The sequence below is a fragment of the Streptomyces sp. NPDC055400 genome (assembly GCF_053644375.1).
Window position 1 is genome coordinate 12454 of the sequence record NZ_JBSHLM010000029.1, and the last position, 20692, is coordinate 33145.

20 protein-coding genes and 3 pseudogenes are annotated in these 20692 nt (G+C 70.1%); 13 read left to right on the forward strand and 10 right to left on the reverse strand.

The genetic code is table 11. The features are described from left to right. Window positions 1–38: 38 nt before the first annotated feature. Window positions 39–632, reverse strand: a complete 594-nt coding sequence (locus ACWIGU_RS44095; protein ID WP_454407565.1) for an STAS domain-containing protein — start codon at window positions 630–632, stop codon at window positions 39–41. A 148-nt stretch (window positions 633–780) separates the two neighbouring features. Further along, entirely contained in the window at window positions 781–1413 is a 633-nt protein-coding gene (locus ACWIGU_RS44100) for a type III effector protein (RefSeq protein WP_454407567.1), read from the reverse strand. Window positions 1414–1538: 125 nt separating this feature from the next. Here ACWIGU_RS44100 and ACWIGU_RS44105 point away from each other — a divergent pair, with 125 nt between their 5' ends. The 4 genes from ACWIGU_RS44105 to ACWIGU_RS44120 all read left to right on the forward strand — a co-directional run bounded on the left by ACWIGU_RS44105 (window position 1539) and on the right by ACWIGU_RS44120 (window position 5096). After that, the gene (locus ACWIGU_RS44105; protein WP_454407568.1) at window positions 1539–1973 is read left to right on the forward strand and encodes an Hsp20/alpha crystallin family protein; all 435 of its coding nucleotides are present in this window, start codon (window positions 1539–1541) and stop codon (window positions 1971–1973) included. Between the two features lie 373 nt (window positions 1974–2346). After that, the gene (locus tag ACWIGU_RS44110) at window positions 2347–2736 is read left to right on the forward strand and encodes a DUF2267 domain-containing protein (RefSeq protein WP_454407570.1); all 390 of its coding nucleotides are present in this window, start codon (window positions 2347–2349) and stop codon (window positions 2734–2736) included. A 38-nt stretch (window positions 2737–2774) separates the two neighbouring features. Then, on the forward strand, window positions 2775–3206 hold the full coding sequence (locus ACWIGU_RS44115) for a DUF2267 domain-containing protein (protein WP_454407571.1): 432 nt from the start codon (window positions 2775–2777) through the stop codon (window positions 3204–3206). Between the two features lie 1350 nt (window positions 3207–4556). Further along, the gene (locus ACWIGU_RS44120; protein WP_454407573.1) at window positions 4557–5096 is read left to right on the forward strand and encodes a hypothetical protein; all 540 of its coding nucleotides are present in this window, start codon (window positions 4557–4559) and stop codon (window positions 5094–5096) included. Window positions 5097–5166: 70 nt separating this feature from the next. Here the strand turns inward: ACWIGU_RS44120 and ACWIGU_RS44125 are convergent, their stop codons facing one another. From ACWIGU_RS44125 to ACWIGU_RS44135, 3 genes and pseudogenes are all read right to left on the reverse strand, one after another. Beyond that, complete coding sequence (locus ACWIGU_RS44125) at window positions 5167–5589, reverse strand: hypothetical protein (RefSeq protein ID WP_454407574.1); 423 nt, start codon at window positions 5587–5589, stop codon at window positions 5167–5169. Then, a pseudogene (locus tag ACWIGU_RS44130) lies at window positions 5586–6415 on the reverse strand (IS5 family transposase). Before ACWIGU_RS44130 ends, ACWIGU_RS44125 begins: the two are co-directional and overlap by 4 nt. Before the next feature lie 102 nt (window positions 6416–6517). Further along, the gene (locus ACWIGU_RS44135; protein WP_454407575.1) at window positions 6518–7345 is read right to left on the reverse strand and encodes an SDR family oxidoreductase; all 828 of its coding nucleotides are present in this window, start codon (window positions 7343–7345) and stop codon (window positions 6518–6520) included. 354 nt (window positions 7346–7699) lie between these two features. Here ACWIGU_RS44135 and ACWIGU_RS44140 point away from each other — a divergent pair, with 354 nt between their 5' ends. Further along, window positions 7700–8023 carry a tetratricopeptide repeat protein gene (locus ACWIGU_RS44140; protein ID WP_454407589.1) on the forward strand — a complete coding sequence of 108 codons (324 nt, stop codon included), beginning with the start codon at window positions 7700–7702 and terminating at the stop codon, window positions 8021–8023. Here the strand turns inward: ACWIGU_RS44140 and ACWIGU_RS44145 are convergent. Next, window positions 7982–9361, reverse strand: a complete 1380-nt coding sequence (locus tag ACWIGU_RS44145) for an MFS transporter (protein ID WP_454407576.1) — start codon at window positions 9359–9361, stop codon at window positions 7982–7984. The genes ACWIGU_RS44140 and ACWIGU_RS44145 overlap by 42 nt on opposite strands. 213 nt (window positions 9362–9574) lie before the next feature. Here ACWIGU_RS44145 and ACWIGU_RS44150 point away from each other — a divergent pair, with 213 nt between their 5' ends. Both ACWIGU_RS44150 and ACWIGU_RS44155 read left to right on the forward strand, forming a co-directional pair. Then, the gene (locus ACWIGU_RS44150; RefSeq protein ID WP_454407577.1) at window positions 9575–10255 is read left to right on the forward strand and encodes a GntR family transcriptional regulator; all 681 of its coding nucleotides are present in this window, start codon (window positions 9575–9577) and stop codon (window positions 10253–10255) included. A gap of 23 nt (window positions 10256–10278) precedes the next feature. Continuing rightward, complete coding sequence (locus ACWIGU_RS44155) at window positions 10279–11373, forward strand: exo-alpha-sialidase (RefSeq protein ID WP_454407578.1); 1095 nt, start codon at window positions 10279–10281, stop codon at window positions 11371–11373. On the opposite strand, the gene ACWIGU_RS44160 is transcribed toward ACWIGU_RS44155, so the two are convergent. After that, the gene (locus ACWIGU_RS44160; protein ID WP_454407579.1) at window positions 11307–12473 is read right to left on the reverse strand and encodes a hypothetical protein; all 1167 of its coding nucleotides are present in this window, start codon (window positions 12471–12473) and stop codon (window positions 11307–11309) included. The two genes, ACWIGU_RS44155 and ACWIGU_RS44160, sit on opposite strands and share 67 nt — an antisense overlap. Window positions 12474–12556: 83 nt before the next feature. On the opposite strand from ACWIGU_RS44160, the gene ACWIGU_RS44165 reads away from it, so the two are divergent. Together ACWIGU_RS44165 and ACWIGU_RS44170 are read left to right on the forward strand one after the other, a co-directional pair. After that, a complete protein-coding gene (locus ACWIGU_RS44165) occupies window positions 12557–13000 on the forward strand; it encodes a hypothetical protein (protein WP_454407580.1) in 444 nt (147 codons plus the stop codon). Continuing rightward, window positions 12997–14466 carry an FGGY-family carbohydrate kinase gene (locus ACWIGU_RS44170; RefSeq protein WP_454407581.1) on the forward strand — a complete coding sequence of 490 codons (1470 nt, stop codon included), beginning with the start codon at window positions 12997–12999 and terminating at the stop codon, window positions 14464–14466. Before ACWIGU_RS44165 ends, ACWIGU_RS44170 begins: the two co-directional genes overlap by 4 nt. A gap of 122 nt (window positions 14467–14588) precedes the next feature. Here the strand turns inward: ACWIGU_RS44170 and ACWIGU_RS44175 are convergent, their stop codons facing one another. Further along, the gene (locus tag ACWIGU_RS44175; RefSeq protein WP_454407582.1) at window positions 14589–15464 is read right to left on the reverse strand and encodes a dihydrodipicolinate synthase family protein; all 876 of its coding nucleotides are present in this window, start codon (window positions 15462–15464) and stop codon (window positions 14589–14591) included. A gap of 150 nt (window positions 15465–15614) precedes the next feature. On the opposite strand from ACWIGU_RS44175, the gene ACWIGU_RS44180 reads away from it, so the two are divergent. From ACWIGU_RS44180 to ACWIGU_RS44190, 3 genes are read left to right on the forward strand one after another with little or no spacing between them, the layout of a single operon-like run. Next, window positions 15615–16604 carry a 2-hydroxyacid dehydrogenase gene (locus ACWIGU_RS44180; protein ID WP_454407584.1) on the forward strand — a complete coding sequence of 330 codons (990 nt, stop codon included), beginning with the start codon at window positions 15615–15617 and terminating at the stop codon, window positions 16602–16604. Window positions 16605–16629: 25 nt separating this feature from the next. Continuing rightward, window positions 16630–18012, forward strand: coding sequence for an MFS transporter (locus ACWIGU_RS44185; RefSeq protein ID WP_454407585.1), 1383 nt, complete (start codon window positions 16630–16632; stop codon window positions 18010–18012). A 53-nt stretch (window positions 18013–18065) separates the two neighbouring features. Further along, window positions 18066–18740 carry a GntR family transcriptional regulator gene (locus ACWIGU_RS44190; RefSeq protein WP_454407586.1) on the forward strand — a complete coding sequence of 225 codons (675 nt, stop codon included), beginning with the start codon at window positions 18066–18068 and terminating at the stop codon, window positions 18738–18740. A gap of 103 nt (window positions 18741–18843) precedes the next feature. Here the strand turns inward: ACWIGU_RS44190 and ACWIGU_RS44195 are convergent. Continuing rightward, window positions 18844–19478, reverse strand: a pseudogene (locus ACWIGU_RS44195) (IS701 family transposase); the annotation flags it as partial. 99 nt (window positions 19479–19577) lie between these two features. Next, complete coding sequence (locus tag ACWIGU_RS44200; RefSeq protein ID WP_454407587.1) at window positions 19578–20066, reverse strand: helix-turn-helix domain-containing protein; 489 nt, start codon at window positions 20064–20066, stop codon at window positions 19578–19580. Between the two features lie 284 nt (window positions 20067–20350). On the opposite strand from ACWIGU_RS44200, the pseudogene ACWIGU_RS44205 reads away from it, so the two are divergent. Beyond that, a pseudogene (locus tag ACWIGU_RS44205) lies at window positions 20351–20653 on the forward strand (hypothetical protein); the annotation flags it as partial. Between the last annotated feature and the right edge of the window lie 39 nt (window positions 20654–20692).

Sequence of the window (20692 nt, forward strand, 5' to 3'; positions counted from 1 at the left end):
GGGAGTGTGCGGCGGCGTCCTAGGTCAGCCGGGTGTCGTCACCCATGAACAAAGCTATGTGCCGCAGCGGTAGCCTGGGCAACGGTGTCGAAGACAGGCATTATGTCGGTCAACTCCGTGATCTGCAGGAGGCGCCGGATGCGCTGCTGTGGGCATACCAGGCGAAGCTGGCCCTGACGGTCCTTGGCCGCGTGGTGTGCGGCAACCAGGACGCTCAGGCCGCTCGCATCGCAGAAGTCCAGCCCGGTCATGTCCACAACGACCCGTGCCGGGGCGTGCGCGGCAATGACTTCTTCGAGGTGGTCGCCCAGCTGGTTCCTGGTTGCGACGTCGAGTTCACCGTTCACCTCGACGACCGTCCATCCCGCGTGGCGACGGGATGACACCCTCAGCCAGTCCATCGTCCTCACCCCCTCAGCCTGTGTCGGGAACGCCCGGCGGGCGGCAGAGGGCCCGCGGGGCGACGACAGCGATGGCCTCCGCTCACGCGGCGGCCATCCTGCGCGCTGCTTGATCTCCCGGCCCAGCCCGCAGGCATCACGGCGCCTTTGTGGGTCGTCTCGTCGGCGAGCCGATCGAGTCTGCGGTGGACTTGGAAACGGGCACTGTGCCGCTGTGCCCGTAAGCCTCATTTAGCTCTTTTGGTGATTGAAAGCAATACGCCCCGAGCAGGGGGTTTGGCGTCGAATGCGTGAGGGCGGGGGTGTCCATGGCGCACGCTGCCGGCATGTCTCGTGGACTCGGCGCGGTCTGCGATTTCCCTTGCCGGCGCGCTTTTGGCTAGCGGTCGTCGCCGCGGTCGGTGTTGCGGGTGAGTGCTTCGATGCGTGCTGCCAGTTCGGGGTGGCCGGCTTTGAGGTGGGTGTGGGTGTCGGTGAGGGGGGTGATGAGTTGGGCGGCGTCGTTGTCGGCGAGGGCTTCGGTGAGGCGGGCCAATGGGGGGAGGGCCTGGGTGGGGAGGTCGGTAAGGGCGGTGATCTGGCCGGCGAGCTGTCGCAGGTCGGCGGCGTTGGTCCGGGCCCAGGCGGTGAGGGTGCGGTCGGCTGCGCGGCGGCTGCGGGTGGCCTGTACGCGCTGTTCGCCGGTGGTGCCGGGGGCGCCGGGGCGGACCCGCAGGTAGCGCCGTTCCGCGGCCTGTCGGCTGGCAACTCCCAGGGGGTGGGCGAGGTCGGCCCAGCTGGTGCCGGCGGCGCGGGCCGCCTCGATCAGTCCCGGCTCCCAGCCCGCGAGCTGTTCGCGCAGTTCGCGCAGCATCAGCAGGGCGGCCAGGGCCTCGTCGGAACTGATGTGCTCCCCTTCGACCGGCGGGGATTGCGCGTCCTGGGCACTGTGGACCGCCTCGTTGATCGCTTTCAGTGCCGCAGTGGCGGCGAGGAACGGGACCGTCTTGCTGGCCTGCAGATAAGCGTCCACGCGGATCCCCTCACCTTGTCACCCTTACGATGACGCCACACTTGTCATCGTTTGGATGACATGTTACAACGGAGTCAGGTGAAGCGCATTGGCAGGTTCTGCCAGAGCTGTGGAGGTGTTTCGTGATGTTGATGCGCACCGACCCGTTCCGTGAACTCGACCGGCTCGCCCAGCAACTGACGGGCGTGACCGGCACCTGGTCCAGGCCCTCGGCGATGCCGATGGACGCCTACCGCGAGGGCGAGGAGTACGTGATCGCCCTCGATCTGCCCGGTGTCACCAAGGACGCGATCGACATCGACGTCGAGCGGAACATGCTCACCGTCCGGGCCGAGCGCCGCCCGGCCGCGAAGGCGGACGACGTGCAGATGGAGCTCTCCGAGCGGCCCCTGGGCGTCTTCTCCCGCCAGCTGGTGCTGGCCGACACCCTGGACACCGAGCACATCACCGCGGACTACGAAGCAGGCGTGCTGACCCTGCGCATCCCGATCGCCGAGCGCGCCAAGCCCCGCAAGATCTCGATCGGCGGGGAGGCCGACCACAAGCAGATCCGCGGCTGAGGAACCCAGTTCCGCTGAGGAACCCAGTTCCCCGGCCCGCGCCGACGGCGGAGGACGGGCGTCGATCTCCCCCTCCCGGCCCGCCCTCCGCACCCTCTGGCTCTGTCGATGACGAAGAGCAGCGTTCCTCGGGCAGCTCGGGAGGCGCTGCCCGCGTCACATATCGATGGCTTTATGCCGAGCGGCGAGAGGCCGTGTGCCGCTCGTTCGGGCCCGTGACAAAAGCGCTGGCTACGGGCGTAGGTGGCGGCCGTCGTTGCGCCGTTGCCGAGTGCCGGCGGGCGCCTCCCGAGGCCCTCGACAACTGCTGTCGTGTGACGTCGATAAAGCCAGCACCCTCCGTACTTCGCAAGACAGAAGAGGCTGAGCGGCCATGCGATGGGACGCATTCCTCGAGCAGGTGCAAGAACGCGGCCAGTACGCCACACCCCGGGAAGCGGAGCGGTCTGCGCGCACTGTTCTGGCGCTGCTGGGCGCCCATCTGGTGGGTGAGGTCCGGGCCGAGCTGGCCGCCCGGCTCCCGGAGACGTTCGCCGTGATCCTGCTCAACCCGCTGCAGGCCACCGAGCCGCTTTCACCGGAGCGGTTCGTGCGGGCGACCGCGGCGTGGATCGAGGGAGCCACCGAACAGACCGCGGCCTGGGACGTCAGTGCCGTGCTGAGCGTGGCCGCCGATGCGGCCGGCGAGGACCTCACCCACCGCATCCTGCTCCAACTGCCCCCGGGCTACGACCTCCTCTTCGGCCACCCCGAGCACACCTGAGATCCCTGAGATCCCCGGACGAGAAAGGCAACAGCCTCATGCTGCCGCTGCAGGAACCGGCCGCCCGGCCCGGCGCGACGTTTCGCCAGATGCTGGAGAGGATTCGTTACGAAGGCGCCTATCCCACCCGGGAGCGGGCCGAGGACGTCATGCGTGCCGTGCTGACGGTTCTGGGGCGCCAGCTCATCGGCGACGAACGCGTCGAGCTCGCCGCCTGCCTCCCCGGGGAGGCAGGCCGCATCTTCGCCGGACAGATCCCCGAGTGTCAGCCACTCACCGGCTGGGGCTTCGTCAAGGACCTGTCCGCCCGCACCGAGGCCACCCCCGCGACCGCCCGCTGGGACACCGGCGTCGTGCTCACCGTCATCGGCGACCTGACCGGCCCCACCCTCCTGGACCGCATCCTCACCCAACTCCCGCCCGGATACGCCCTGCTGTTCGGCCGCGCCGATCTCACCCAAACCGTCTGACCGTTCCGCACGGCTGGAACCTGAAAAGAGGGGCCCCACCCAGCTCTGAGGCCGTGAGGGCCTCCGGGGGACGCGTGCGACTGCGCGTCGCCCCGCCATGTTCTCGCCAGAAGACCGACCGACAAGGAGCGGCCCTGCCGGCTTCGGTTCAGGGGCAACCGGATGACCCGGCGCCGCCTGTGCCGTGGCTCCTTTACCTGTCGATCACGGCGGCGTACGAAGATGAGGTGGCCCGGCCCGGTTCGGCGAAAGCCGGGCCGGGCCCTCCTTTGCTGGAGCCGCAGCCCGACGACGTGAACGCCCGGGCGCAACGGGCCGGTGTGAGGTGCGGGCTGGGTGCCGCGCCCCCGGCGACCCGCAACGTATGGGCGGGGAATGTCGTTGTGGCAGGCAGGGCAGCCGCTCTCGGGGCTTCCCGCTTTGCGTCGACCGTGTGAGGGCGAACAGCGGGGATGGCGGTGCACACCTGCGGCGACTGCCCGACGTCGGGCCCCTCTGCGCCTTCCCGTAGGCCGCAGAGGGGCCCCTCCCTCAACCTCCTGCTTGTCCCTTGTGGAGAGGAGAGCCTGCGGCGCATGAGCGGGCGGGGAGGGTGCCTGCGGTGCAGGGAACAGATGCCCCGCGGCGAGGGCGCGGGTACCGCGGGGAAATCGGCCAGCCACTCCAAGGGGAGCGCTTGGAGTAACCGTGCAATGTGCCCGTCCCGGATAGGGCAGCGGCGCTCCCGGCGCGGCGTGTCACGGGCGTGCCCCCTTTGGCCGCCCGCATCCGGTTTCCGGCCCTGCCGTTGCCCGTTCGCACGTCGTTAGGGATGCGGTTGTGAGGTGTGAACTTTCCGAACACGTTGCGAAGGGTTGTCGCCCAACCCGGCACGCGGCCGGGCCCATGCCCGGCTGCATGGCTAGGTTCGAACTCTGAGAGGGCGTTATGCGGGTTGACAGGCGATTTGCCGCCAACCGTCGACCCGCATACCGCCCTCTGAAGGGGAGTTTGGTGAACTTCCTTGAACCACTGCATAGTTGCGGGAGCAACTTGAGACGATGGCCTGGTGGCAACAGTTAGGTAGTCAGGGAGGCTGATGTGTCCACGGATCCCGGTACGTCATCACGGCCACCTGATAGCGACACAACGCAGGAACCGCGTCCCGACCCTGGTCAGGCAGCGCAGCCACCGGCACCCTCCCCCTCACCATCGCCGTTAAGAGATCGGACGCACTGGGCGACGCTCGTCATCCTGCCGATGGTCGGTGCTCTTGCTTTCTGGGCAGTCCAAGGCTTGTGGGGGTGGGCCTGGGAGAAGATCTCTGGGCCTCCGGGGCTGACTGCCTACACCCCAGGGCCCGGTGGCTGTGTGCCCGTCTATCTCGGCGCCGAACTGCAGAAGGATTCAGGCACTGCAACTGGCATCCCGATCACAACAAAGCCGTACGAGCCCGCGGAGCTTCCCATCACCCTGCAGGCGAAGACCGACGAGGCCATCGTGGTCACCGGGGTTGAAGTCAACGTCCTGTCCAGCAAACCTCTCCCGACGAAGGGAGGGGTCGCCAATCCAGATGACTGCGGAGGTGTCATGAACGCGCGCGCATTCGACGCACGTCTGACACAAACTCCCGTGCCCGTGGTAGCTACGGTCAAGAGCGGCTCCGGCAGCAAGGCGAAAGACTTCCCCTTCACGGTTTCCGCCAGTGATCCGGAACAGCTGAGTCTCCGACTGAACCCCGGCAATCGGGACATCCAGTTCTCAGTCAAGGTCGAGTGGGTGGCCGATGGGGAGTACGGCAGTGTGACCTTGGACGGCGACGACGACCGTGACCCCGCCACCCACGGCCACGGCTACCGCGTGATGGGGAGGGGCAATCTTCCTTCGATCCCGCAGGCGAAGCTCCACTAAGAGTGGCGGTAGGTGAGTTGATGTCCGTTTCTCCCTTGCGGGAGGGGCAAGCGGGCTGGCCGCCGGAGGGCTACGGCCGTGGCTGGGTGAACAAGCCCTGCTCGGTCTCGACCAGGATTCCGCGCTCCGTCAGCCGCTTGAGTTTCAGGCGGGTGTTGTTGATGTTGTTGGGCGCGATCTCCAGGTCCATCGCCTCGCATACCTGCCGCGCCCGTAGCGGCCCGTCGGCCGCGGCGAACACCGCCAGGATCTGCTGGTAGGCCGGATGGTCCGGCAGCTTCGGCGCCAGCGGCGCGGGCGGCTGCGGATCGGACAGTTCCAGCAGCGTCTTGCGGGTGATCCGGACGTCCTCGGCGGCCCTGCCGAGCTCGTCCAGCCGTGCGGTCAGCTGCGCGATCTGCTCTCTCGTCGCCTCGGCCTGCGCGGCGATCTCCCGTTCCCGCTCCTCCAGCCTCGCCAGTACCGCCCCGAGGGTCAGCTCCCCGCCAGTCATGTGCTGCGCCAGGCCGCAGCGGTGGGCCCGGTCAGCCGGCGCAGTATCACGCGGTCATTGCCCAGTACACCCGCGACTCCGAACTGCGCGGCAGGTGCTCGTAGTCGCGTACCAGCCTGCGGTGCAGCATCAAGATCCCGTAGGCGCGCTCCACGATCCACCGTTTGGGGATCGGCAGGAACCCGGTCTGGGACGGGTTGCGCTCGACGATCTCCACCTCGATGCCGACCTGCATTCCGTGCGCGACGACGGCGTTCTTGAAGCCCTGGTCGACCAGGGCCTTCTGAACGGTGTCGGTGTCGGCGGCGACCTTGTCCAGGAGCGCGATGCCGGCGGCGTTGTCGTGCACGGACCCGGCAAGCACCACCACCGCAATCACCAGGCCCAACACGTCAACGGCCAGGCCGCGCTTGCGGCCCGGTACTTTTTTTGCCGCATCACGCCCCGTCGACACCGCGGGCACCCCGGCCGCCGCGTGCACGCTCTGTGTGTCGAGCACCACCAGGCTCGGATCCGCCTTCCGCCGCGCCTTCTCCCGCACCTGCCAGCGCAGCAGGTCGTGGATGGTCTGATCGGTGCCGTCGTCGCGCCACTTGGTGAAGTAGTACATCACCGCGCCGCGCGGCGGCAGATCGTGCGGAAGCAGGTCCCACTGGCAGCCGGTGCGGCCCTGGTAGAGGAGCGCGTTGACGATCTCCCGCATCTCGTACCGGCCCTGGTGGCCGCTGACCGAACGGTGTGCGGCCTTCCACGCGACAATCAGCGGCCCGACCAGCGCCCACTGCACGTCGGACAGGTCGGTCTTGTACGGCTTGCGCTCGCTCACGGTGTTCAGCCCAGCACGCCTTAGCCCTCCGACCCGCAGGGATGCCACAGTCTCACACGTTCAGGTGACGACAAATCACCTGTCAACTCGCATACCGCCCTCTCAGTGCTCGGCGCGGAGGAATTCGCGGGCGCCTCGCAAGGTGGTGCGCATGGCGCGCTGTGTGCGAGTGCTGTCCAAGCGGACGTCCAGCGGAGCCGTCGAACCGGCGTCAGCACGGCGACCCGTGGTCAACCTGGCAGCGTCGAGCCCATCGCGGTCGGCGATCAGGACACCGAGTTCATGACGGCTGATGGCATCTGTTCCTGCGAGGTGGACGATGCCCGCGTGCTGGGAGTCAGCCAGCTCAAGAACGGCCTCGGATAGATCAGCGACATGAACCGGGCACCGGATGTCATCGGTGAAGAGCACACCCTCGCGCCGCCCGGCGGCCAGATCGTGGACGAGTACCTCGTGCACGGAGTCACCGTTACCGACAATCAGCGAGGTGCGAGCGATCATGGCGTCCGGGGCGACCATTCGGATCGCCGTTTCGGCAGCGGCTTTCGCGGCCCCGTACGGGGTGATCGGATCCGGTAGGGCAGCTTCGTCATAGCGGACGTCGGAGCCGGAGAAGACGGCGTCGCTGGACATGTGCACGAGCCGGGAACCGGACTCGGTGACGGCAATGGCTAGGCGGATCGCGCCATCGGCCGTGGTTGCCCAGTCGGCCTTGCGGTACGCCGTGTTGATGACCACGTCCGGCCGTGTCTCCTTCAGCGCCCGTGTGATCTCCTCACTTCGGCACAGGTCCATGTGCAACCAGCGAACGCCGCGAATGCGGCCGGGGTGCGTGGCGAAGGTTGCCGTCACGGCATGTCCGGCTGCGAGTGCCTGCTGAGCCAACTCGCGGCCCAGGAAGCCGCTGCCACCGACGATCAGTACGTTCATGATCCATCACGATAGGTCGTACACGTACCGTCACGGCAAAGCAGTACTGCACCTTGCGAATACCGACGCTGCACCAGTGGCACTCGGACACCGTCGACGCCGACGTCGTCGGATACGTCGGCCCGGCATCCCGGCCCCCACCGGGTGGCAGTCCGGCTGCCGGACGGTAGCCGCGTGCTGTCCCAGGCGCTGACAGCCCCGGGCGCTGCGGAGATCGCCCGTCGCATCCTCGACGCGGGACCAGGGCGCAGGGCTCGGACTTCGGCGGCGGTGTCGTTGACGTTGTCCAGGATAAGCAGCCAGCCGCTGTGGCTCCGCCAGCGCCTCGGTCGGCAGGGCGTGGTATAGGGCCGGCTGCAGGGCCTCACCGACCGGCTTCGGGCGCTAGGCGAGGACCACCCCGACACCCTGGACTCCCGCAACAACCTCGCTGTCGCCTACGAGTCGGCGGGGGATCTGCGCCGGGCCATCCCGCTGCACGAGCAGAACCTCACCGACCGGCTTCGGGCGCTGGGCGAGCACCCCTCGGTGGCCTCGGTCTACCGGGCCCTCGCCGCCGCCGAGGCGAGCGAGGCACCGGCCGGGGCCGAGATCATCACCCCACGCCGTCCGGCCCGGGCGGACCTCACCGGGGTCTCAGCACTGCCCGGCATGAGCACCGGACGCCGCGGCCGATGAGCCGGCTCCCGCGCCGCGCAGGTCGCGGCGGAAGGTTTCGGGGGACTTCCACACCGCGACCATGGTGATCACGGCGCCAAGGACGACGTACCCCGCGACCAAGGGCCAGCGGGTGCCGTCCGGGCCGGCCAGGGCCGTGGCGATGAACGGGGTCAGGCCGCCGGTGAGGATGGAGGCGATCTCGCGGCCCGCGGCGGCGCCTGTGTAGCGGCGGTCGGCGGGGAAGAGCTCGGCGAAGAAGGCCGGCTGGACCGCGTTGATGGCGTTGTGGCCGAGGTTGAGGACGAGGACGTAGCCGAGCACGATCAGCAGGAAGTTCCCGGACTGCAGCAGCCAGAAGAAGGGGAACGCCGCGACGGCCACGACGATGGCACCGAGCAGGTAGACCGGTCGCCGGCCCTTGCGGTCCGAGAGCGCCGCGTACAGTCCGTGCGCCGGGAAGGCGAGCACCGAGACGATGAGGACCGCCATGTTCAGGGTGGACCTGTCCAGGCCGAGAGAGCCGCTGGCGTACGACAGGGCGAAGACGGTGAGCAGGAAGTACGGGAGGGCTTCGGCGAAGCGCAAGCCGACGATGAGCAGCAGGTTGCGCCAGTCCTCCAGGAAGATGGCGCGGATCGGCCCGCCGGCGCGCTTCGGCGTGTCTGGCCGGGATGTGGCCTCGGCGGGCCGGCCGCTGGTCTCGGTGAAGACGGGGCTTTCGTGCAGCGAGCGCCGCAGCCAGAACGTCACGGCCAGGATGACGGCGGACAGCAGGAACGGGATTCGCCAGCCCCAGGCGTAGAGCGCGTCCTCCGGCAGGGTGTACACCCAGGCGAAGAGGCCGGTGATGAGGATCTGGGCCGAGAAGCCGCCGATATTGGGCCAGGCGGTATAGAAGCCGCGCCGGTGGGCCGGGGCCGACTCGAGGACGATGATCATGGAGCCGCCCCATTCGCCGCCGACGGCGAAACCTTGCACGACACGCAGGAGGACGAGCAGCGCCGGCGCGAGGACGCCGATGGTGTCGTAGGCCGGGAGCAGTCCGATGGCGATGGTGGACAGGCCCATCAGGGACAGCGTGAGCAGCAGCGTGGACTTGCGTCCGTGTACGTCACCGCGGCGCCCGAACGCCAGGCCGCCGAGCGGCCGGGCGAGGAAGCCGACGGCGAAGGTGCCGAACGCGGCCAGGGTGCCGAGGAACCCTTCTTCGCCGGGGAAGAAGACCTTCGGGAAGATCACGGCTGCTGCTGTGCCGTAGACCAGGAAGTCGTAGTACTCGAGCGTGTTGCCCAGGAAACTGGATGCCGCGACCTTCCAGGCGTAGCGCCGGTCGGTCTGCGGAGTGGTCGCGGCCATGCGCGCCCTCCCAATTCATCGCCGCCCCGTGCGTGGCCGGGGAGGCACGTCGTCGTGCCCGGCCATGACTATGCATTGAGAAGGGTTAACCGTCAACGGTTTTCGTTGACGGTTAACCGTTAGCTGAAGTACGTTCCGGTCACCGGCGATGAGCCCTATACGCACAGTGCCTGCGCGATACCGCAGGGAGAAGCAAGGAAGGGGGGAGAGACCATGCTCGTCAGCCCCATCACCCGGCCGTCCCTGGCTGCTCAGGTCCTCGAGCAGCTGCGCGCGCTCGTCGTACGCGGTGACCTGACCCCCGCCACGCACCTCGTCGAGGGCAAAGTCGCCGAGGAGTTCGGCGTCAGTCGTGGGCCGGTGCGCGACGCGCTGCACCAGCTGGAGATCGAGGGACTGGTGGAACCCCGCAGCCGCGGAGTGTCCGTACGCGGCCTGGACGACGACGATCTGCGCGAGCTGTACGCATTGCGCGGTGCGCTCGAGGGCCTTGCCATCCGGGAGACGATCGCACGGCGGGCGTCCGCGGACTGGTCGGTTCTCGACGCGACGCTGGAGACCATGCGACAGGCGGCGGACGACCGCGATCCGACCCGGTTCGCCGCAGCCGACCTGGACTTCCACAGCGCCTTCTACGAGCTGTCCGACAACCGCAGACTCGCGGCTGCATGGGCCACGCACCGGCCGCTGTTCGCGGCCATGCTCGATGTGACGAACACCCGCGACCGTGATCTGCACCCCACCGCGCAGGACCACGCCAACCTCGCGGAACTCATCCGTACCGGCGCGACAGAACCCCTCTTCGCGATGCTCGACGAGCACCTGGCCGGCTCCCACGACCGGATGCGGGCCTCCCTCGCCGAGCTTCCCGGGCGTCACCGCCGCGCCTCGTGACCGCCCCTCTTCCGGATACCGAGATGTCCCGCCCCGAAGCCACCGCCCTTCCGGCCGCCCTCACCCATACGTTCGTGACCATCGACGATCCGCGGTGGCGCCAGTGCCACGCCTCGACCGTCGCCGCCCTCACCGGAGGCGCCCCGCTGGTCGCCTGGTTCGCGGGGACCCGCGAGGGCACGCCGGACAACCGCATCTGGCTGTCGGGCCCGGCGGGGGTGCACGCACTCGACACCGGATACGACATGGCGCACTGGAACCCCGTGCTGGCGCCGGACCCGTCCGAGAACGGGGTGCTGTGGCTGTTCACGAAGGCGGGGCCGCGGATCTCGGAGTGGGTCACCCTCGTGACCCGTACGCGGGATGGCGGTGTCACCTGGGAGCGGCCGCGGGAGCTCGTCCCGGGCGACCTGTCCGGCGGCCGCGGGCCGGTGAAGAACCCGCCGCTGGTCACCCACGAGGGCCTGTGGCTGGCTCCCGCCTCGGTTGAGCACTGGACAAAACCGGCCCGCTGGGATCCCTTCGTCGATGTCTCGGCGGACAGTGGCGCCACCTGGTCGCGCGCCCCGATCCCCGTAGATCGCGCGGCGCTGCGGGGCGCGGGCCACATCCAGCCGTCGCTGTGGCTGGGGCCCGACGGCCCGGTGGCCCTGATGCGCAGCACCGAAGGCCGCGCCCACCGCGCCGTCTCGCGCGACGGCGGACGCCACTGGAGCCTGGCTGTGCCGACCGGCTTGCCGAACAACAACTCCGGGCTGTGCGCCCTCGCCCTGCCCTCCGGCCGCGTCGCCTGCGTCCACAACCCTTCGTCCCAGGACTGGGGCAGCCGCTGCCCCCTGGTCGTGTCCGTCTCCGACGACGACGGCATGACCTGGCGCCAGGTGGCCGTCGTCGACGACGGCCTCACCCCCGTGGACCCCGCTGCGCCGCAACGGCTCGACCCGCACGCGCGGCCCGGTTTCGCGCCGGGTGACGCCGGTGTGGTGACCAGCGGCGTCGCCGAGTTCTCCTACCCGACCGCCGTCCTCGACGGAACCGACCTACTCATCACCTACACCTGGCAGCGGCGCGGCATCGTCCTCGCCCGGCTGCCCCTGACCCATCTGGAGGAGTCGTGACCTACCGGCTGCCCGAGCCCCGACCGCAGCTCAGTGCCCCGCCGCGCACCGCGTACCTGATCGCCAGCGGCGATCTGCGCCCCGCCGCCAACGCGGCGGGCTGGCCCACGCAGGAAGCGCTGGAGAAGGGCGTCACCGAGGCCTTCGCCCGGCTCGGCTGGACCGTGCGGCGAGCCCACCCGTACGACCCGGACAAGGGGCACGGCTTCATCGACAGCCAGCGCGCCGGGCTGGAGGTCTTCAAGACCATCCCGCCCCAGGCCCCGCTGATCGTCGCGGAAGCGGTATGGCAGTACAGCCACCACGTGCTGGCCGGCCTGCGCACCCACGAAGGGCCCGTCCTGACCGTCGCCAACTTCGACGGCACCTGGCCCGGTCTGGTCGGCCTGCTCGGTGTGAACGCCGGCATGACGAAGATGGACCGGGAGTACTCCACCACCTGGTCCGTCGACTTCACCGACGACTTCTTCCTCGAGGGCCTGCGCGAGTGGACCGAGACCGGCCGCATCACGCACAACAGCTCCCACGTGCGGCCGCTGCCCGAGCTGCCCGAGTCCCCGGAGCGCACGCTGGGCGCCGCCATTGCCGAGCAGTTGCGCCGGGACAAGGCCATCATCGGCGTCTTCGACGAGGGCTGCATGGGCATGTACAACGCGATCATCGACGACGAGCTGCTCAACCCGCTCGGCATCTACAAGGAGCGGTTGTCGCAGAGCGCCCTGTACGCGGAGATGCTGCGCGTCCCGGATGAGGAGCCCGACGCAGCCCGTGCCTGGCTCGAGCAGGCGGGCATGACCTTCGCCACCGGCACCGACGAGGCCACCGAGCTGACCGACCGGCAGATCCGCGAACAGCTGAAGATGTACATCGCGGCGCTGCGGATCGCCGACGACTTCGGCCTGGACTCGGTGGGCATCCAGTACCAGCAGGGCCTCAAGGACCTCACGCCCGCGTCCGACCTGGCCGAAGGCCTGCTCAACAACGTCCAGCGCCCGCAGGTGACCAGCCGCGACGGCTCGCGCGTGCTGTACGAGGGCCGGCCGCTGCCGCACTTCAACGAAGCCGACGAGGGCGTGGCCGTCGACGCGCTGATCACCCACCGCATCTGGACCGCCATGGGCCTGGACCCGGCGACCACGCTGCACGACGTGCGCTGGGGCGAGGAGTACGAAGGGCGGTTCGTGTGGGTCTGGGAGATCTCCGGGTCCGTACCGCCGTCCCACCTCACCGGCGGCTACGCGGGCGCGGTCAGCTGGCGGCAGAACCCCGTGTACTTCCCCGCAGGCGGCGGCACCATCAAGGGCGTGAGCAAGCCCGGAGAGATCGTCTGGTCCCGGCCATCGCCGGCGGCGGGCTCCACCTGGACATCGGCCGCGGCTCCGTCGTCGAGCTGCCCGCCGAGGAGACCGAGCGCCGCTGGGCCGCGACCAACCCCGAGTGGCCGATCGCCCATGTGGTCACCCACGGCGTCAGCCGCGACCAGTTCATGGCGCGACACAAGGCCAATCACGCGCAGCTCGCGTACGCTTCCGACGCCGCAACCGCCGACGCCGCACTCGTCGCCAAGGCGGTGGCCTTCCAGGAGCTGGGTGTCACCGTCCATCTGTGCGGGGAAGTCCGGGTATGAGATTCCTTGGTGTGGACATCGGCACCTCCAGCAGCAAGGGCGTCCTGGTCGACGCCTCCGGCACGGTTGTGGCGACCGCTGTGCGCCGGCACACGGTCTCCCGGCCGAAACCGGGGCACGTCGAGATGGACCCCGAGGTGTGGTGGGAGGAGTTCTGCGGCATCACGCGCGAACTCCTCGCCGGCGACCGGCAGGTGAACGCGGTGGGCGTCAGCGGTATGGGCCCCTGCGTGGCCCTGGCGGACGCCGCGAACCGGCCGCTGCGCCCGGCCATCCTGTACGGCGTGGATACGCGGGCCACCGCGCAGATCGACCGGCTGGACGCGGAACTCGGCCGGGAGGCCGTCCTCGACCGGTGCGGCAGCGCGCTGTCCACGCAGGCGGTCGGGCCGAAGGTGGCCTGGGTGGCCGAGCACGAGCCGGAGGTGTTCGCCACCGCCCGGCGGCTGTTCATGCCGGCGTCCTTCCTCGCCCACCGGCTCACCGGCGCCTACGTCCTTGACCACCACTCGGCCAGTCAGTCCGTCCCCTTCTACGACGCCTGGGCGCAGGACTGGTACCGGCCCTGGGTGGAGGCGGTGTGGCCGCACGCGCAACTCCCCGAACTGCGCTGGCCCGGTGACCTGGCCGGCGCGGTGACCGCCGAGGCCGCGGCGGTCACCGGGCTTGCCCCGGGTACTCCCGTCATCACCGGCACCATCGACGCCTGGACCGAGGCCGTCAGCGTCGGTGCGACGCGGCCGGGTGACCTGATGCTCATGTACGGCACGACGATGTTCCTCGTCGCCACGGTCATGGGGCAGCTGCGGGTGCCGGAGCTGTGGAGCACGGTCGGCGCCTTCCCCGGCACGCGCTCCCTGGCCGGCGGTATGGCCACCTCGGGAGCGGTCACCGAGTGGTTGCGCGGCCTGTTCGGCTCGCCGGACCATGCGGATCTGCTCGCGGAGGCCGCGGCGAGCGGCGTCGGTGCGCGGGGTCTTGCGATGCTGCCGTACTTCTCCGGTGAGCGCACTCCGATCGCCGACCCCGACGCCCGCGGTGTGATCGCGGGCCTCACCGTCGAACACACCCGCGGCGACCTGTACCGCGCGGCGCTCGAGGCCACTGCGCACGGCGTACGGCACAACATCGAGGCTATGCGGAAGGCGGGCGCGGCGATCGAGCGTGTCGTCGCGGTCGGCGGCGGCACACAGGGCGGCCTGTGGACGCAGATCGTCTCCGACGTCACCGGGCTGCCGCAGGACATCCCGACCGCCACGGTCGGCGCCAGCTACGGCGCCGCCTGGCTGGCCGCGCAGCTGATCGAGAAGGCGGACATCGCGGTCTGGAACCCCGTGCGTGAGCAGCGCGTGCCGGACCCGGCCGCGGTAGGAGCGTACGACCGGCTGCACGGGCTGTACCGGGACCTGTATCCGGCGACCCGGGTAACGGCCCATGCCCTGGCCCGGTTCCAGCGCGGGGGCTGACGCCGCCGGATCCGTGTACGACACGGCAGGGCATGGTCCTCGTACGACGCGGCGGGTGCACGGTTCTTCGTGCACCCGCCGCCTGCTTTCGCGTCGAGGTCGTACGTCCCCCTCGTCGGAGCTCACCCGGCCAGGTCCGCCACCAGCTTCTCGATTTCGTCCGCCGTCTGCGGGTCCGGGTAGCCGACGGTCATGCGGGAGGATCCGGCCGGCAGGCCGCGTACGCGCAGGGCGTGCTTGATCCGCCCGGCGCTCGGGCCGAGCAGCGCGACCACGCGGTCCACCCGCGCCTGCAGCGGCGCGAGTTCATCCGCCCCTGCACCGGCGAGCTTGGCAGCGGCCAGCTCCAGGAAGGGTTCGGGCAGGGCGCCGGAGCAGCCGGAGATCACGCCCGCGCCGCCTTCGTCGAGGACCGTGGTGAGCAGGGCGTCGTTGCCCGAGTAGACGGTGAACTCCGCGGGCAGGAACGCACGGTACGCGGCCACCTCGGTGGACGGCGTGCCGCTCAGCTTGACGCCGGACAGACCGCACTCCTTCGCCAGCCGCGCGAACACCTCGGGGTCGACGGTGATGCCGCTGCGCTCGGGGAAGAGGTACGCGAACAGCTCGGCGTCCCCCGCGGCCTGCCGCACGCGCAGGAAGTAGTCCCGCAGCTCGTCGGGCTCGGCCGGCATGTAGTACGGGGTGAGCGCCGCGAGCCGGGTGGCGCCCGCGGAGACCGCGTCGCGGGTGAGGGCCACGGCCGTGTGCGCGTCAGGGGCGCCGACATGGGCCATCACGGCGCCCGGGCCCGCGACCTCCAGGGCGAGCTCGGTCAGTGCGCGCCGCTCCGAGCGGTCCAGGGCGGGGAACTCTCCGGTCGTCCCGGCGACCATCAGCAGCCCCGTCGTGTCGGCGGTGAAGCGAAACAGCTCGCGGGCAGCGGCCAGGTCGAGCTCGCCGTCCGGTGTGAACGGCGTGGTCAGCGGGGTGATGACGGTGGTCTGCGGCGCAGGCATGAGGGGGTGGTCCTCCCAGGCGATGGGGAAACTTTTCGAATCAGTCTACGGTTAACCGTTGACGAGGATTCATCGTACGCCCGATGATCTGCGGTGTCACGAGCCGCCGGGGTCGCATCGTTCACCCCGTCCACACATCGGAGTACGCACATGCCCGACCAGCCCGAACACCTGGTCAGCCTCTACCACCTGAACGACCTCGGCCCCGCCGAGCTGCGCCGCCTCCTGCCGGGCCACACCGACTTGCGGATCACCGAGATCGGCCCGGACGAGGACCCGCGCGACCACCTCGAGACCCTGGCGACCGCGACGATCGTCCTGGCGCCACTGGAGAAGGAGCGCCGGATCACCGCCGAGCTGCTGGACGTCATGGAGCAGTGCCGCCTGATCCAGTCGGTCGCCGTCGGCTTCGACGGCGTCGACCACCGCGCCGCCGCCGAACGTGGCATCCCCGTCGCCAATCTGCCCGGCTTCAACACGGACGCGGTGGCCGACTGGACGGTGGGCGCGCTGCTCTACCTGCTGCGCCCGTACGCGTTCGGCCACGCCAAGATCGAGCGCGGCGACTGGGGGCCGGAAGGGGTCCGCGGCCGCGACGTGTCGTCACTGACCGTCGGCATCGCCGGATTCGGCAACATCGGGCGCGCCGTCGCCCGCCGCCTCGACGCCTTCGGGGCCCGCATCCTCGTCCACGACCCGGTGCCGAGCGAGCCCGGCCGGGAGTACGTCGACCTGGATGAACTGGCCGCCCGCAGCAACATCCTGACCCTGCACATGCCGTTGAACAACGCCACGCGCGGCCTGATCGGCGACGCCTTGCTGCAGCGCATGCCGCGCGGCTCGTGGGTCGTGAACGCCGGTCGCGGTGGCGTGCTGGACGAGGAAGCCGTCGTGCGGGCCCTCGACTCCAGGCAGCTGGCCGGCGCCGCGCTCGACGTCTTCACCGAGGAGCCGCTGCCGGCCTCCTCACCGCTGCGCGGCCGCACCGACGTCCTGCTTAACCCGCATGCCGCAGGCGTGACCCACGAGGCGTACCACAACCTCCGCGCCAGTGTGATCGACAGCCTCGACCTGGTGCTGTCCGGCAAGCCGCCCCGCAACATCGTCAACGGCGTCGCCCCCGACCAGGCCCGCGTCTGACCGCCTACTTCCCCAGGAGCCCACCATGACCGGTACCCATCCCGGAATCCGGCCCGCCGACGGCACGCGGCCGACTGACGGAACCCAGCCCGCCGACGCCGACACCCCGGCGGCAGGCCGGCCGCGCGTAGGCCGGACCCGCTTCGTCATCCTCAGCCTGCTGTTCATCGGCATCACGATCAACTACATCGACCGCGCCGCCCTCAGCGTCTCCCTGCCCCACATCAGCGAGGACTTCCACATATCGCCCGCCCTCGCCGGCACGATCATGTCGGCGTTCTTCTGGACGTACGCCTTCGGGCAGATGCCGGGCGGATGGCTGGCCGACCGGTTCGGCCCACGCGTCACCCTGTTCTTCGCAAGCCTGTGGTGGGGCGTGGCCACCGCCCTGATGGGACTGGCCCGCGGCACCGGTGCGCTGCTCACGCTGCGCATGGTGCTCGGCCTCGGCGAGGCCCCGTCCTTCCCGTCCAGCGCCAAGGTCGTCTCCCGGTGGTTCCCCAGGACGGAGCGCAGCTTCGCGTCGGCGACCTTCAACAACGGCAACGCCGTAGGCGGCGCGCTGTCCATCCCGCTCGTCGCGCTGGTCGTCGGCGCACTCGGCTGGCGGGCCGCATTCGCCGTGGCCGGCGGACTGGGAGTGCTCTGGGCGTTCGGCTGGTGGCTGTACTACCGCGACCCCGAGCGGCACGGGCAGCTGAAGAAGCCGGAACTGGACTACATCAAGGCGGGTCAGGACAGCGCGGACACCCCCGCGCAGAGCTCGGTCCGCTGGCGCGACCTGTTCCGGTTCCGCCTGGTGTGGGCGATGATGCTCGGCTTCTTCTGCGTCAACTTCGTCGCCTACTTCTTCATCACCTGGTTCCCGTCGTACCTGGTGGAGACGTACCACCTGTCGACGATGAAGTTCGGCTTCCTGGGCATGGTGCCCGGGCTCGCATCCATGGTCGGCGGCTGGTGCGGCGGTCTGGTCTCGGACTGGCTGGTCCGGCGCGGCACCCCGGTCACCAAGGCCCGCAAGACCTGCCTGGTCGGCGGCCTGCTGGGTACCTCCGTCATCGCCCTCGCCGTCGTCTCCCCGAGCGTCGGCATGGCGCTGGCCGCCCTGTCCGCGTCGTACTTCTGCTCGACCTTTGCGGCCGCCAGCGTCTGGGCGCTGCCCGGTGACATCGCCCCCACCCCCGGCCACGTCGGCTCCATCGCCGGCATCCAGAACACCGCCGGCAACATCGCCGGAATCGTGTCCCCGCTGCTCCTCGGCGTGCTGATGGGCAGCTCCGGCTCCTTCGTCGTCCCACTCGTTACGGCAGGCTGCGTGGCACTGTTCGGTGCGGCCACCTACGCGTTCCTCCTGCCGAAGGTGGAGCCGCTGCGACTGGACGGGCAGCCGTCGCACACGATGGGATAGTAGTCACTCGTCAACCGTTGACGGTGCGGACGGCAAGTGAGGGAGGGATCGGCGTGGAACAGCTGGCCGTGAGGCAGGTGCGGCAGCTGCCGCTGGGCGAGCGCGTGGCACACCAGCTGCGGGTGCTGATCGTCACCGGGCAGCTGGAGCCGGGGACACACCTGGTGGAGGGGGCGCTGGCAGACCGGTTCGACGTCAGCCGGGGCCCGATCCGCGACGCCCTGCGGCTGCTGGAAGCGGAGGGCCTGGTGGAGTCCCGGCGCCGCGGCGTGTACGTCACCGGGCTGGGGGAGGACGACGTCGAGGAGCTGTTCACCCTGCGCGAGTCCCTGGAGACGCTGGCCCTCACCCGTGTCATCGAACGCGCCGGGAAACGCGAACTCAACACGCTGGAGTCGCCGGTCACCGCCATGACCAAGGCGGCTGACAAGGGCGATCCGGCCGCCTTCGCCGAGGCCGACCTGGAGTTCCACTCCGCGTTCTACGCACTGGCCGAACACCGGCGTCTGGCGGCGGTATGGGAACAGTACCGGCCTGTGTTCGCGGTCATCCTGGATGTCACCAACACCCAAGACCGCGACCTCCACCCGGCTGCGGAAGCCCACGCCGACCTCCTGCACGCCGTCCGCTCCCGCGACGTCGCGAAGGCCACCAGCCTCCTCAGCAGCCACCTGCTGGGCGCTGACCACCGACTGCGGACGGCGCTACGGCAGGTGACCGACAGCTAGCTCGTAGGACTCCGTTAAGTTGCTCTGGTTCTTGGGCTCTGGCTGGTGGTGGACGTTCTGGGCAGGGGGCGGTGGCAGGTGGTGCAGGTGCCGGTCCAGCAGTTCAGCAGCTCTTGGATGGTGTCGAGAATCTGGTCGAGGGTGAGTCCGCTGTATCGGCATTTGGGGCCAGGCGCTGTTCGGTGAGGAACGCGTGGGCAGCGGTGACCAGGGTGACGTGGTGATGCCACCCGGTCCAGGAACGTCCCTCGAAGTGGTCCAGCCCGAGGCCGTGCTTGAGTTCCCGATAGTCGTGCTCCATGCGCCAGCGGATCTTGGCCAGGCGGACCAGTTCAGCAAGCGGGGTGTCGGCGGGCAGGCTGGACAGCCAGTAGTCGGTGGGTTCTTGGGCGCCTTCGAGCCATTCGACCAGCAGCGTGACCCGGGCAGGACACCGTCCCAGCAGCCCTCCCGCTCGGTGGCGGCGGCCTGGGCCAGACGGCGGGCCTTGACCCCGGCCGGCCGCACCCACAGGGACAGAAAGCGCAAGCGCATCGGCCCGCGGGAGCCTTCACGCCAGGTCACCTCGGTGAACGCTGGCCGTCCGTGGCCAGCGGTCAAAGCAGACACGGAGGACGGCATATCGCGGTAGCGGGGCTGCGGCTTGCGGCCGTTGCCCGGCCAGGGCGGCGTGACCGGCATGGCATCGTGCGGGTGGACGGTCACATCCGAGCGGACGGCGACGACATATTCGACACCCAGGCGCGATGGCGCGCGATCACCGGCGCCCACCTGGTGTCCCTGGTCCCCGCTGACGCCGGCGATCCGGGCCGAGGCGTCGAGCGGGCCCGGCAAAGCTCAGCTGTCGTAGTCGAAGCGCACCGTGGTCAGGCTGTGGGCGGCGAGGTCAAGGGCGAGTCGGAGGCGGCCCGTTGTGGAGACGGGGTGGTAGCCGAGGCGGGCGGCGATGCGTTCGCAGCGGGCCTGGAGGGTGGAGTGGTGGACGCCGCAGCGTTGCGCGGCCGCTCGGACGCTGTCGGTGGTGGCCAGGGCCTCCAGCGTGTCCGGCCCCCAGGGGCGGCCGGCGACCTCCGCGATGCGGTCGAGCGCCGCGGTGAGTGCCGAGTCCAGCGGCGGAGCCAGGTCGAGGCGTGCCAGCGCGCCGATGTCCTCGACCGAGACCGACGGGCGGGTGCGGGAGGTGAGGCGGAGCGCCGCGAGCGCCCCCGGCAGGGAGCCGGCCAGATCGCCCGGCTCGACGGGGGCTCCCACGCCGACCCGGCCCCCGGGGGCCGTGAGCCCCTCGGGACCGGGCGCCCTGCCGGGCGCCGCGGAGGCCTGCTGCACCAGCGCGCGCCGGGCCGGCCGAGGTGGTCACGATCGCGGTGCGCCGGGGCAGCCCAGCGCCGCGGGCCCCCAGCGGACTCAGCACCACCCGGGCGAGGCCGCCGGCCTCCAGGCCGAGCGCCGACGCGGCCTGCGCGCGCGCATGACGGGGGAGCGAGGGATCGAGGAGTTCCGCGACGGCGGCCGGGCCGGCCTTCCGCCGCCGTTCCGCCGGTCCAGGGTCAACCCCACCGCCACGGCGAGGCGTTCCACGATCAGCTCGGCGCGCGCCCGGTCCGCGGAGTGAAGGACTGCCGTTCGAAGGCGTGCTGCGGCTCGCGTTCCCGCGTCCAGGCTTCACCCCGTGCACGTGGCTGACCACTGTGTCCCGGGACGACCTGATAGAGCGGGCGGCCGTCCTGTCCTCCGTGAACCTCAGCGAGATTGACGACGCCCTCCGACTCGCTGAACAAGCGCAGGAGCGGACCCCGGCCACGGCCGCGAAGCTCATCTCGGGCAAGATGATCGACGCCGGCCACCTGCCGCCTCGACTAGGCACTGTTTCTCGGATCATGTGCGGAGCCAGATCAGGAGTGCTGCGAGTGTGACGGTGCCGAGGTAGATGTAGGCCCGTTTCTCGTAGCGGG